General features: G+C 66.9%; 7 protein-coding genes. 2 read left to right on the top strand and 5 right to left on the bottom strand.

Annotated elements, in window-relative coordinates; translation table 11 throughout:
* Positions 1-363: 363 nt before the first annotated feature.
* Positions 364-3,849, top strand: a complete 3,486-nt coding sequence (gene rpoB / locus ACWFRU_RS34210; protein WP_453691998.1) for a DNA-directed RNA polymerase subunit beta — start codon at positions 364-366, stop codon at positions 3,847-3,849.
* A gap of 96 nt (positions 3,850-3,945) precedes the next feature.
* On the top strand, positions 3,946-7,845 hold the full coding sequence (locus tag ACWFRU_RS34215; protein ID WP_453691999.1) for a DNA-directed RNA polymerase subunit beta': 3,900 nt from the start codon (positions 3,946-3,948) through the stop codon (positions 7,843-7,845).
* Between the two features lie 75 nt (positions 7,846-7,920).
* Here ACWFRU_RS34215 and ACWFRU_RS34220 read toward each other — a convergent pair whose 3' ends face one another.
* The 5 genes from ACWFRU_RS34220 to ACWFRU_RS34240 all read right to left on the bottom strand — a co-directional run bounded on the left by ACWFRU_RS34220 (position 7,921) and on the right by ACWFRU_RS34240 (position 13,666).
* A complete protein-coding gene (locus ACWFRU_RS34220; RefSeq protein ID WP_453692000.1) occupies positions 7,921-8,883 on the bottom strand; it encodes a M48 family metalloprotease in 963 nt (320 codons plus the stop codon).
* A gap of 198 nt (positions 8,884-9,081) precedes the next feature.
* A complete protein-coding gene (locus ACWFRU_RS34225) occupies positions 9,082-9,579 on the bottom strand; it encodes a Pycsar system effector family protein (protein WP_453692001.1) in 498 nt (165 codons plus the stop codon).
* Positions 9,576-10,754, bottom strand: a complete 1,179-nt coding sequence (locus ACWFRU_RS34230) for a hypothetical protein (protein ID WP_453692002.1) — start codon at positions 10,752-10,754, stop codon at positions 9,576-9,578. Before ACWFRU_RS34230 ends, ACWFRU_RS34225 begins: the two co-directional genes overlap by 4 nt.
* Before the next feature lie 18 nt (positions 10,755-10,772).
* The gene (locus tag ACWFRU_RS34235) at positions 10,773-12,923 is read right to left on the bottom strand and encodes a hypothetical protein (RefSeq protein WP_453692003.1); all 2,151 of its coding nucleotides are present in this window, start codon (positions 12,921-12,923) and stop codon (positions 10,773-10,775) included.
* Positions 12,920-13,666, bottom strand: coding sequence for a hypothetical protein (locus ACWFRU_RS34240; RefSeq protein WP_453692004.1), 747 nt, complete (start codon positions 13,664-13,666; stop codon positions 12,920-12,922). The genes ACWFRU_RS34235 and ACWFRU_RS34240 overlap by 4 nt, the downstream gene beginning before the upstream one ends.
* Positions 13,667-13,787 lie beyond the last annotated feature (121 nt).

The following is a 13,787-nucleotide window of genomic DNA, read 5'->3' on the forward strand; positions in this document are numbered from 1 at the left end:
GGCAGGGGGGCCTTGACGAACTGCACGCAGCGCGCAATTCTCAGGACGCGTCGTCACATCGATCCGCATCCGAGGCATGGATCGACGGCGAAGAGGGCAGTATCGATGTGCATCGAGGGCGTGGCTTGCAGCAGGGGTTGAGAACAACGAGGGTCTTCAAAAACCCGCACTGGACATCAGTGGGCCTAGTGGCTACACTGACCCTTTGCGCTGCCTGTTAGCTGCCTCCTGCCCGTCACCAGGGGCATGCCCATGCTTGAGCACAGTGGACTGGACTTTCCCTGACCTGGGATGTTCCGTCTCTGCGTCCAACCTGGGACCGGTACGCGCGTAGTGAGTCCGAGCCCTCGGAAGGACCCCCTCTTGGCCGCCTCGCGCACTGCCTCGACCGCGAATACGAACAACGGCGCAAGCACCGCCCCGCTGCGCATTTCCTTTGCAAAGATCAAGGAGCCCCTCGAGGTTCCGAACCTTCTTGCGCTGCAGACCGAAAGCTTTGACTGGCTGCTCGGCAATGACGCGTGGAAGGCTCGTGTCGAGGCGGCTCTGGACAGCGGACAGGACGTCCCCACCAAGTCCGGTCTGGAAGAGATCTTCGAGGAGATCTCTCCGATCGAAGACTTCTCCGGGTCGATGTCCTTGACGTTCCGCGACCACCGTTTTGAGCCTCCGAAGAACTCCATCGACGAGTGCAAGGAGCGCGACTTCACGTTCGCCGCCCCGCTCTTCGTCACTGCCGAGTTCACCAACAACGAGACCGGCGAGATCAAGTCCCAGACGGTCTTCATGGGCGATTTCCCGCTCATGACGAACAAGGGCACCTTCGTCATCAACGGCACCGAGCGTGTCGTCGTGTCGCAGCTGGTCCGTTCGCCGGGTGTCTACTTCGATTCCTCGATCGACAAGACGTCCGACAAGGACATCTTCTCCGCCAAGATCATCCCGTCCCGGGGTGCCTGGCTGGAGATGGAGATCGACAAGCGCGACATGGTCGGTGTCCGCATCGACCGCAAGCGCAAGCAGTCGGTCACCGTGCTGCTCAAGGCTCTCGGTTGGACGACCGAGCAGATCCTCGAGGAGTTCGGCGAGTACGAGTCCATGCGCGCCACCCTGGAGAAGGACCACACCCAGGGCCAGGACGACGCGCTGCTCGACATCTACCGCAAGCTCCGTCCGGGCGAGCCGCCGACCCGTGAGGCCGCTCAGACCCTGCTTGAGAACCTCTACTTCAACCCCAAGCGCTACGACCTCGCGAAGGTCGGCCGCTACAAGGTCAACAAGAAGCTGGGTGCGGACGCTCCGCTCGACGCGGGCATCCTCACGGTCGAGGACATCATCGCCTCGATCAAGTACCTGGTGAAGCTGCACGCCGGTGAGACCGAGACCGTTGGCGACAGCGGTACGTCGATCGTCGTCGAGACCGACGACATCGACCACTTCGGCAACCGTCGTCTGCGCAACGTCGGCGAGCTCATCCAGAACCAGGTCCGCACGGGTCTGGCTCGTATGGAGCGCGTCGTGCGTGAGCGCATGACGACCCAGGACGTCGAGGCGATCACGCCGCAGACCCTGATCAACATTCGCCCGGTCGTGGCGTCGATCAAGGAATTCTTCGGCACCTCGCAGCTGTCGCAGTTCATGGACCAGAACAACCCGCTGTCGGGTCTCACCCACAAGCGCCGTCTGTCGGCGCTTGGCCCGGGTGGTCTCTCCCGTGAGCGGGCCGGCTTCGAGGTCCGTGACGTTCACCCGTCTCACTACGGCCGCATGTGCCCGATCGAGACGCCCGAAGGCCCGAACATCGGTCTGATCGGTTCGCTCGCCTCGTACGGCCGCGTCAACGCGTTCGGCTTCGTCGAGACGCCGTACCGCAAGGTCGTCGAGGGCGTCGTCACCGACGACGTCGACTACCTGACGGCCGACGAAGAGGACCGCTTCGTCATCGCCCAGGCCAACGCCGTGCTGGGTGAGGACATGCGCTTCACCGAGGCGCGCGTCCTCGTCCGCCGTCGCGGCGGCGAGATCGACTACATCCCCGGCGACGACGTCGACTACATGGACGTCTCGCCGCGCCAGATGGTGTCGGTCGCGACCGCGATGATCCCGTTCCTCGAGCACGACGACGCCAACCGTGCCCTCATGGGCGCGAACATGATGCGTCAGGCCGTGCCGCTGATCACCGCCGAGGCTCCCCTCGTCGGCACCGGCATGGAGTACCGCTGTGCGGTCGACGCCGGTGACGTGATCAAGGCCGAGAAGGCGGGTGTGGTCCAGGAGGTCTCCGCGGACTACGTCACGGTCACGAACGACGACGGCACGTACACCACGTACCGCATCGCCAAGTTCTCCCGCTCGAACCAGGGCACCTCGGTCAACCAGAAGGTTGTCGTCGACGAGGGCGCCCGGGTCATCGAGGGTCAGGTCCTCGCCGACGGTCCCGCGACCGAAGAGGGCGAAATGGCCCTCGGCAAGAACCTGCTCGTGGCGTTCATGCCCTGGGAGGGTCACAACTACGAGGACGCGATCATCCTGTCGCAGCGCCTCGTGCAGGACGACGTCCTCTCCTCGATCCACATCGAGGAGCACGAGGTCGACGCCCGTGACACCAAGCTCGGCCCGGAGGAGATCACCCGGGACATCCCGAACGTCTCCGAAGAGGTCCTCGCCGACCTCGACGAGCGCGGCATCATCCGTATCGGTGCCGAGGTCGTCGCCGGCGACATCCTCGTCGGCAAGGTCACGCCCAAGGGTGAGACCGAGCTGACCCCCGAGGAGCGCCTGCTCCGCGCGATCTTCGGTGAGAAGGCGCGCGAGGTGCGCGACACCTCGCTGAAGGTGCCGCACGGTGAGATCGGCAAGGTCATCGGCGTACGCGTCTTCGACCGTGAAGAGGGCGACGAGCTGCCGCCGGGCGTGAACCAACTGGTTCGTGTCTACGTGGCGCAGAAGCGCAAGATCACGGACGGTGACAAGCTCGCCGGTCGTCACGGCAACAAGGGCGTCATCTCCAAGATCCTTCCGATCGAGGACATGCCCTTCCTCGAGGACGGCACGCCGGTCGACATCATCCTCAACCCGCTGGGTGTCCCGTCCCGAATGAACCCGGGTCAGGTCCTGGAGATCCACCTCGGCTGGCTCGCCAGCCAGGGCTGGGACGTCTCCGGTCTCAGCGAGGACTGGGCGCAGAGCCTGCAGCGCATCGGCGCCGACCAGGTCGCCCCGCGGACGAACGTCGCGACTCCGGTCTTCGACGGCGCCCGCGAGGACGAGCTGTCCGGCCTCCTCGAGCACACCATCCCGAACCGCGACGGCGACCGCATGGTCCTCCCGTCCGGCAAGGCGCGGCTGTTCGACGGGCGCTCCGGCGAGCCGTTCCCGGACCCGATCTCGATCGGGTACATGTACATCCTCAAGCTGCACCACCTGGTCGACGACAAGCTCCACGCCCGCTCGACCGGTCCGTACTCCATGATCACCCAGCAGCCGCTGGGTGGTAAGGCTCAGTTCGGTGGTCAGCGCTTCGGTGAGATGGAGGTGTGGGCGCTCGAGGCTTATGGCGCCGCGTACGCCCTCCAGGAGCTGCTGACGATCAAGTCCGACGACGTGACCGGCCGCGTGAAGGTCTACGAGGCCATCGTCAAGGGCGAGAACATCCCCGAGCCCGGCATTCCCGAGTCCTTCAAGGTGCTCATCAAGGAAATGCAGTCGCTCTGCCTCAACGTGGAGGTGCTGTCCTCGGACGGCATGTCCATCGAGATGCGTGACACCGACGAGGACGTCTTCCGCGCGGCGGAGGAGCTCGGCATCGACCTGTCCCGGCGCGAGCCGAGCAGCGTCGAAGAGGTCTGACGGGTTGGCCGGCCGGACCTCGTGTCCGGCCGGCTCTCCCCGGACCCGTTCAGACCATGATTGAGACTCGACCCCGAAAGAGGGATTGACGACAAAGTGCTCGACGTCAACTTCTTCGACGAGCTGCGGATCGGCCTTGCCACCGCGGACGACATCCGACAGTGGTCCCACGGCGAGGTCAAGAAGCCGGAGACCATCAACTACCGCACGCTCAAGCCCGAAAAGGACGGACTCTTCTGCGAGAAGATCTTCGGTCCGACCCGGGACTGGGAGTGCTACTGCGGCAAGTACAAGCGTGTCCGCTTCAAGGGCATCATCTGCGAGCGCTGCGGCGTCGAGGTCACTCGCGCCAAGGTGCGTCGTGAGCGGATGGGCCACATTGAGCTGGCCGCCCCTGTCACGCACATCTGGTACTTCAAGGGCGTTCCGTCGCGCCTCGGCTACCTGCTTGATCTCGCCCCGAAGGACCTCGAGAAGGTCATCTACTTCGCGGCGTACATGATCACGTTCGTGGACGAGGAGCGCCGTACGCGTGACCTGCCCTCCCTGGAGGCGCACGTCTCCGTGGAGCGTCAGCAGGTCGAGAACCGTCGCGACTCCGACCTGGAGGCCCGCGCCAAGAAGCTCGAGACCGACCTGGCCGAGCTCGAGGCCGAGGGTGCCAAGGCCGACGTGCGCCGCAAGGTGCGCGAAGGTGCCGAGCGTGAGATGAAGCAGCTGCGTGACCGTGCGCAGCGCGAGATCGACCGTCTCGACGAGGTCTGGAACCGCTTCAAGAACCTCAAGGTCCAGGACCTGGAGGGTGACGAGCTGCTCTACCGCGAGCTGCGTGACCGCTTCGGCACGTACTTCGACGGTTCGATGGGTGCCGCTGCCCTGCAGAAGCGCCTTGAGTCGTTCGACCTGGATGAGGAAGCCGAGCGGCTTCGCGAGATCATCCGTACCGGCAAGGGCCAGAAGAAGACCCGTGCGCTCAAGCGCCTCAAGGTCGTCTCCGCGTTCCTGCAGACCAGCAACAGCCCCAAGGGCATGGTGCTCGACTGCGTGCCGGTCATCCCGCCGGACCTGCGTCCGATGGTGCAGCTGGACGGTGGCCGCTTCGCGACCTCCGACCTGAACGACCTGTACCGCCGCGTGATCAACCGCAACAACCGCCTCAAGCGACTCCTTGACCTCGGTGCTCCCGAGATCATCGTGAACAACGAGAAGCGCATGCTTCAGGAGGCCGTCGACGCGCTCTTCGACAACGGCCGTCGTGGTCGCCCGGTCACGGGCCCCGGCAACCGTCCGCTGAAGTCGCTGTCCGACATGCTCAAGGGCAAGCAGGGTCGATTCCGTCAGAACCTTCTCGGCAAGCGTGTGGACTACTCCGCGCGTTCCGTGATCGTCGTCGGCCCGCAGCTGAAGCTGCACCAGTGCGGTCTGCCGAAGGCCATGGCGCTGGAGCTCTTCAAGCCGTTCGTGATGAAGCGCCTGGTCGACCTGAACCACGCGCAGAACATCAAGAGCGCCAAGCGCATGGTCGAGCGCGGCCGCACGGTCGTGTACGACGTCCTGGAAGAGGTCATCGCGGAGCACCCGGTTCTCCTGAACCGTGCGCCCACGCTGCACCGCCTCGGCATCCAGGCCTTCGAGCCGCAGCTGGTCGAGGGCAAGGCCATTCAGATCCACCCGCTCGTCTGCACCGCGTTCAACGCGGACTTCGACGGTGACCAGATGGCCGTGCACCTGCCGCTCTCCGCGGAGGCGCAGGCCGAGGCCCGCATCCTGATGCTGTCCTCGAACAACATCCTGAAGCCGGCAGACGGCCGTCCCGTCACCATGCCGACCCAGGACATGGTTCTCGGTCTCTTCTTCCTCACCACGGACGAGGAAGAGCGCAAGGTCATCGGCGAGGGCCGTTCCTTCGGCTCGGCCGCCGAGGCGACCATGGCGTTCGACGCCAAGGAGCTCTCGCTCCAGGCGAAGGTCGACATCCGCTTCCCGGTGGGCACCATCCCGCCGCGCGGCTGGACCCCGCCGGCCGTCGAAGAGGGCGAGCAGGAGTACCAGCAGGGCGACAGCTTCCGGCTGCGTACGACCCTGGGCCGCGCGCTCTTCAACGAGCTGCTGCCCGAGGACTACCCGTTCGTCGACTACTCGGTGGGCAAGAAGCAGCTCTCCGAGATCGTCAACGACCTGGCCGAGCGCTACCCCAAGGTCATCGTGGCGGCGACGCTCGACAACCTGAAGGCGGCGGGCTTCTACTGGGCGACCCGTTCCGGTGTCACCGTGGCCATCTCCGACGTCGTGGTCCCCGAGGCCAAGAAGGCGATCGTCGCGGGCTACGAGGCGCAGGACGAGAAGGTCCAGAAGCAGTACGAGCGCGGTCTGATCACCAAGGACGAGCGCACGCAGGAGCTCATCGCGATCTGGACCAAGGCGACCAACGAGGTCGCCGAGGCGATGAACGCGAACTTCCCCAAGACGAACCCCATCTTCATGATGGTTGACTCGGGTGCCCGAGGAAACATGATGCAGATGCGTCAGATCGCCGGTATGCGTGGTCTGGTGTCGAACGCGAAGAACGAGACGATCCCGCGTCCCATTAAGGCGTCGTTCCGTGAGGGCCTCTCGGTCCTCGAGTACTTCATCTCCACGCACGGTGCCCGTAAGGGTCTGGCGGACACGGCTCTCCGTACCGCTGACTCCGGTTACCTCACCCGTCGTCTGGTCGACGTCTCCCAGGACGTCATCATTCGCGAGGAGGACTGTGGCACCGAGCGCGGTCTGAAGCTCAAGATCGCGGTCAAGGGCGAGGACGGTGTGCTCCGCAAGACGGAGAACGTCGAGACCTCGGTGTACGCCCGCATGCTGGCCGAGGACGTCGTCATCGACGGCAAGGTCATCGCGCCGGCGAACGTCGACCTCGGTGACGTCCTGATCGACGCCCTGGTCGCCAACGGCGTCGAGGAGGTCAAGACCCGTTCGGTCCTGACCTGTGAGTCCGCGGTCGGCACCTGTGCCTTCTGCTACGGCCGTTCGCTCGCCACCGGCAAGCTGGTCGACATCGGTGAGGCGGTCGGCATCATCGCCGCCCAGTCCATCGGTGAGCCCGGCACGCAGCTGACGATGCGTACGTTCCACACCGGTGGTGTGGCCGGTGACGACATCACCCAGGGTCTGCCCCGTGTCGTCGAGCTCTTCGAGGCTCGTACGCCCAAGGGTGTCGCCCCGATCTCGGAGGCGGCAGGCCGCATCCGTATCGAGGAGACCGAGAAGACCAAGAAGATCGTCGTCACGCCGGACGACGGCAGCGACGAGACTCCCTTCCCGATCTCGAAGCGCGCCAAGGTCCTCGTGCGTGAGGGTGACCACGTCGAGGTGGGCCAGAAGCTCACCTTCGGTGCCACCAACCCGCACGACGTGCTGCGGATCCTCGGTCAGCGCGCGGTCCAGGTCCACCTGGTCGGCGAAGTCCAGAAGGTCTACAACAGCCAGGGCGTGTCGATCCACGACAAGCACATCGAGATCATCATCCGGCAGATGCTGCGCCGCGTGACGATCATCGAGTCCGGCGACGCGGAGCTGCTGCCGGGCGAGCTCGTCGAGCGCTCGAAGTTCGAGACCGAGAACCGTCGTGTCGTGACGGAGGGTGGCCACCCGGCCTCCGGCCGTCCGCAGCTGATGGGTATCACCAAGGCCTCGCTGGCGACGGAGTCGTGGCTGTCCGCGGCCTCCTTCCAGGAGACGACCAGGGTCCTGACGGACGCGGCGATCAACGCCAAGTCCGACTCCCTGATCGGCCTCAAGGAGAACGTCATCATCGGTAAGCTCATCCCGGCCGGTACGGGTCTCTCCCGCTACCGCAACATCCGGGTCGAGCCGACCGAAGAGGCCAAGGCCGCGATGTACTCGGCCGTCGGCTACGACGACATCGACTACTCGCCCTTCGGGACGGGGTCGGGCCAGGCTGTGCCGCTGGAGGACTACGACTACGGGCCTTACAACCAGTAGGAGTGGCGAGCCGGTTGGCTTGAGTTGAACTGATGGGCGGTCATCCCTTGGGGGGTGGCCGCCCTTCGGTGTTCTTCAGTGACCTGGTTGTTGGAGCTGCCGCTGGAGCCGCTGCAGCCGGGTGTGGTGATCCGGCTTCGAGGAGAGCAGGGACGGCGCCGGTAGGTGGCGGTCGTGACGGTGCACCGAGCTGGGTGGCTTCGAGGCTTCCGCGTCGGTGATGAAACGCTGCAGCACCGCGACCAGCTGGGGGCCGAAGCCGCGGAGCGCTGCGGCCCGGTCGGCCCGCAGCTCGGCACGCCTGTTCACTGCGGCGAGCAACCAGGGAGTGAGCGCCAGCAGGAGCAGCCAGGGGAACAGATAGAGCAGCACCAGTCCGACCACGACCGCCAGCAGGGCGAGCCGGCGGTTGGCTTCCTTGGCCTCGATGTGCCGATGCGGAAGTGCGAGCCGATGCAAGGCTTGCAGCGCCCGCCAGAGGAGCCTCCCGGGCAGGGCGTACCAGTTACTCAGGAGCGCGGACCAGGAATGCCCCGCGACATGGTGGCTGAGTTCATGGGCGAGCACTGCCGCGAGTTGGCCGGGCGGGAGCCGTAGCGCTGCCGAGGTGACGGTCACAATGTGTCCTGCGGCGGCCTCCGCGTTGAGTTCTTCGCTCTCGGCGATCCAGAGCTGGTACGTGGCCGGGTCCGCGCCGAAGCGGGCCGTGACGTCGCGCCAGAGCGGCTTCAGTCGGTCACCCTCGACGAGGGACGGCGGCCTGTGACCGAAAACATGGTGGGCCAGGAACGCCTCGGTCGGGCGGTGGAAGATCAGAGCGCCGCTGAGCAGCCACCCGGCGACCGTGGCCCACAGGGGAATGTTGGTCGCGCTCTCCAGTACGTAGGCCAGGCAGGCCACGACCAAGAGGCTGGCCGTGGCGTGCGGCAGATGGAGCGCCAGTGATCCGACGGCAAGGACGTCGGCGCCCCTGCGGCGGGCCGCTATGTGCACGCGCCCGGTGTGCGGGACGTGGGCCTCGGGGCCCTGGCTGCTCACGGTCGGCGACTCCGAGGCATCGGATATTCGGGATGCCTGTGGTGCCGGACCCGCTGCCGGCTTCCACAAGGCATCGGGTGGGCGTGGCTGGGGAGTGAGGTCAGGCTCGGGATAGCGGGGGGAGACCGCTGGATCGACTTCCGGGTACTCCGGTTCGTACGGCTGGGACATGGTGCTCCTTCCTTAGGTACGGCTTCCTCAGCCGAGCAGCAAGGCCGCGGGCAGCAGGAGGGTCGCCGCCGCGAGGCCCACGAGCCCGACGCGTATCCACAGGTGCTTGTGTGCGGCGATCCGACTGGTCGCCGTAAGTGCCGCCACCAGCAGGGGAGTCGGATCGCGGTCGGCTTCCGACAGCGCTTGTGCCAGGGCTCCCGAGTCGGCGGCGCGCCGGATGTCCCCGAAGTAGCCGAGCGGCCGCCCCGGTTCCCAGTCGCTCTTGCGGTAGCGAGGCATGACCGCGAGGTGCATTGAGACCAGGGAGGCGGCGAGTGCGCAGAGTCCGGTCCACCAGACGACGGCCCAGAAAGGGGTGAGCCGGGACGGGTCCCAGCCGCGGCTGACGACGAGGCCGCCGAGCAGCCCCACCACCATCGCGATGGCGCCGACCGCTACGGCCGCCTTGTTGTCGGCGCGGCTGATCTCGGCCCGGATCTCGGCGAGCAGCCGGACACCGGACTGCGATTCCTCGGCGGTCATACGGATTCCGCTCGGTCGTCGGGCCGGTGGACGGCGAGACCGGGCGGCTTGCGCAGCGGGTCTTCCTGCTGTGCCTCTGCCGAGCCGCCGACCGCCTGGGCGAACATCGACCTGAACAGCGCGAGGACCAGTTGCTGAGGCTCCTCCAGCTGGTACTTCTCCAGGGTTCCCTCCGGCAGGACCCGGTCGATGAGCCCGAGCTGGTTCTCGATCGTCCGCTTCTCGTCGGCGCTCAGGTTCTCCACGACGAGGCTGGTGTCCTGTGCGTGCTCGGCCAGGTGCAGGAGGAGGGCGGCGATTCCGCCCTTGGCCAGGTGATGACGGTAGAACTCGATCTTCCGCGCCTTGAGTTGCTGCTCCTGTTCCAGCCGCATCAGCTCCACGTCGTGTTCGGACAGCGCGGCCTCGGCGTTGTGCCGGGCCGCGCGCAGGCGCCCTTGCTGGGCGCACTCTTCGGGATCACGGCGCAGTTGCGCCGTGCCGCCGAGCCGAAGCCCTTGCCGTGCCGCGTGGTCACCGGAGGCATCGAGGATCTGCTGTACGGCGACCTCGGCGTGCGCACTCGAGGAGATGGTGAACTTCCTGGTCACCGGGCGCAGTAGACGGTGCAGTACGCGGTTCAGCAGGGCCGGGATGTCGCGTTCCTGGCTGACGACGAAGCGCTCTGGGTCGGTCACCTGCCAGGTGAGGTCGAAGGTGGTGTCGAACTCGAAGCTGTCGATGTCGCTGGGCAGACGAGTGCGCAGGCGCAGGGGATGAACGCCCAGGTCGACCTCGTACACGGCGGTTCGGCCACGGAGGCTTGTCGGGCGTCGTGGCGGCAGATACGTCTCGTACGAGTCTCCTGACCCGGCGACCACGAGAGCGCAGTCGGCGCGGCCCAGATAGCGGCGGCCCGGAATCTCGTAGCGCGACAGCTGGCGTACGGCGAGAACGGGGTCGGTCAGGCCGGTAGGCCGACCGCCGTTCTCCGGGAGGGTCTCCCTGGCATCCGGATTGTGAGGACTGCCATGGGCGCGGGGGTGGTTCGGGCGGATCAGATCGGTCAGCCCGTCCAGGCTGGTCGGGCTCACCAGGCCGGGCCGGTCACGGTTGTCGAGTGCCTCGGGTGTCGTCTTTACCTCTCGCGAGAACTGGGGGGTCCGGCTTTCTGGGTGTTCCTGGCCTGTCGCCACGGTGGGCTCCTCTCCGGCTCATGAGTGCGCTGCGACGGCCGTGCGTAGACGGTGCGTGACGTGCAGGGGGCTGCCGTCGGCGTCGTGCGTCGTGCGCAGGAGGTGGTCGATCCGCTGCCGGTCGGCTTCGGTGTCGGCAAGTGCGGCCAGCAGCGCGGTCAAGGACCGCTCGGTGTAGAGGTCCCGCTCCGCCACACGGGCCCATCGCTGCAAGGTCTCCCGCGCCGCGTCGGTGTGTGCGCGGTCTCGCAGCCCGGCACGCCAGAGGCCGGTGACGAGTTCGTCCTCGTCGGATTCGGGAGTGGAGCGGGCATCGGCGAACCACTTCAGGACGAGAGGGCGGTCCGTGCCCTCTTCGGACTCGCTGCAGGCGAGACCGAAGGCGCGCAACGCGTGGTTGTACAGAGCCGCGTCGTGCGGCGTCTGTTCGTCCCTGACCAGAGGGGCGAGGCGCGGGAGCACCGGCTCATGAGCGGCGAGCAGCAACAGCTGGGTGGCTTCGGCGAGTTGGTTCACCTCCTCTTCGTCGTCGTTCTCCAGACGTACCGCGTCGAGCAGCGCGTTCAGCACCTCCACAGGCTGCATCGGACCAAGGAGTCCATAGACGCGGATCGCGGTCCATCGGCGGCTGGGGTGTTCGCCGGTGCACCAGGCGTGCAGGATCCGGGACACGCCCCGCACCTGGAGAAGGCTGGCGAGGCTGAGCGTGTTGGCGGCGGTAAGCCAGCCGTTGTAGGACCTGCCGCCGGCCCAGGGCTCGATCAGATGTGCCATGGCGGACGGCAGATCGGCCTCGGCGAGGAGTGCCGTGGCCGCGGCGGCCCGGGTGCGGACCAGCGGGCGACCGTCCTTCGCGAGCTGCTGTAGCCAGCGCACCAGGGCGGCGCGCGCGGAGGGATGCACGGTCCAGACCTCGCGCAGCAGCACGCGCGCGGTGTTCGTGTCCTGGAACTCGGCCCGGTACTGCGAGACCGGGCCCCATTCGGTGACCTCGTCCTGCGTACTGCCGACGGCATGGGCGAAGGCGAGGCGCGATGCCGTGGTGCTGCCGAAGATCGGGATCACGGGTGGCTTATCGGGGTTGGCCGTCCTTTGGAGTTCGACGAAGAGACTGTCGCCGAGTTCCGCCGCGATCGCATATGGAGCCTTGTCGAAGACGGCGAGGGCGATGAGGAACGCCTTCTCGCGCAGCTCGGCCCCGTCTTCCTTCCCGGGCGACATAAGCCACCCGGAGACCCGGTCGGCCAAGGCCGACGCTGCGAAGTCGGCCAGCTGCTCCTCGTCGAGTTCGCCTCGGTGGTGAGCGGCGAGTTGATCAGCGAACTTCTCGGTCTCGCCAGGCTGGTGCGTACGGTCGAGGAACTCCCCGACCGGCGTGAGCCGACGCAGCCGCTCCCACGCCTCGTGTCCCACCAGGGTCGTCACATGGGCGCGCAGAACGTCCTCGACCGGTGGCGGTTCCCATGGGACGAAGGGGATCTCGCCCAGCTCCGCCGATGAATCCACGGTGATGACGAACCGGCTGCCGCGCAGCCGCAATTTCTCCCGCATGCTCAGCAGGTGGGGTCCCAGGAGCGGACGGCTGCGGCTGGTCGACAACTCGTGCAGGAGGAAGCCGGGTGAGTCCTCCAGAGCGTCCGGCAGCGCCGCCGGTGCGGTGCCCGGATCGAAGGACTGGATCGGGTGGGCGCCGAGCCGATGCAACAGCATGAGCGCCGCGGTCTCGCGCCCAGTACCGCGGCTGCCCTTGAGCACGACGACATGGTCGTCCCGGAGCCGCTCCAGCGCCGCGTCGAAGCTCGGGCAGGTCCGGAAGACGGTTGCCAGCCGCTCGACGTCCTCGTGGCGGACCTGGCCGGAAACGGAACGTGGGCCCGCTCCGAAACCACGTGGGCCGAGGTGGATGTTGACGTTGCCCGCGACATGGCCGCCGGTGACCCCTAGCTGGTCGCCGCGGACCAGGCTGCCGACGAAGTCGGGGGCGTGGTCGATCAGGTCGCGGCGGGCGGCCCAGGCAGGCTGCCTTGCTTCGGGTTCCTGTTCCGGCTCCGGACCCTTGCCACCATCGAGGGTCTCGTCCGTCTTCGCGGCGTCCGCGCCCGGCTTCTCGCTCTTCTCGGTTCGCTCGCCCTTCGGCGGCTTCTCCGGTTTGGTCTCCTCCTGGCTCACTTCCGGTCACCCCGCTCTTCGCCCCGCAGATCGAAGTTGAGGTCGCCGTGGACGTGCCCGCCGGTGATTCCGTACTGGGAGCCCATGATCTGAGTGCTCGTGGGGGCAGAGTCGGGGGAGGGAGAACCGATGGGGGAGAGACCGGTGGGCCTGGAGTCCCCGCCGCCCCGCTCGGGCGCCGCCACCCGGCGCAGCCAGGCGCTGGTCGGCCCTTCCTTGGTCTGTACGGCAACCTGGTGGAACTCCTCGGGGCGTACGCCGTGATGGCCGTGACGTACGACGCCCTGGTAGACGGCGTCGGAGACACAGAGGACGCTGCTGTCGGCGCCGGTCCGTAAGGCCTCACGCAGTGGCTCGGCGTCCAGCAGACGGAAGGCATGGTTCAGGTCCCCGCCGATCCAGCCCTTCTCGTCCACGCCGACGTATCCGGCCGCCAGTACGACGCGCAGCCGCATCCGGGTGCTGCCCGCCATCAGCCGGTTCTTGGCGTGCAGCAGCATCGGGGTCTCGGTGAGCAGCGCCTTCAGCAGTCTGGGCACCGGAACATTCGCATCGATGAGCTCGACGACGGAGTCACCCCGGTCGGCGCGGAGCCGATCCGTTTCGCTCACGTCGGCCGCGGTGAGGGTGTCGTCGGCGACGTCGTAGAGCATGCGCCGGAGGAAGGCCTGCTCGACATCGTCTCTGGTGCCGAACTGCTCGATGTCGAAGAGCAGGATCGTGCGGTGCAGGTGGTCGGCCATGTCTGCCTCTCGCCGGTTCGGGCTTTCGACCAGCACGATGGCGCGGCTGGGCGAGAAGGCGGAGGGACGATGACACGTACGAAGTGTGACCGTGTGCACAGAGCACCACTTCGTTACTGCT

The sequence above is a fragment of the Streptomyces sp. NPDC055099 genome (genome assembly GCF_053607685.1).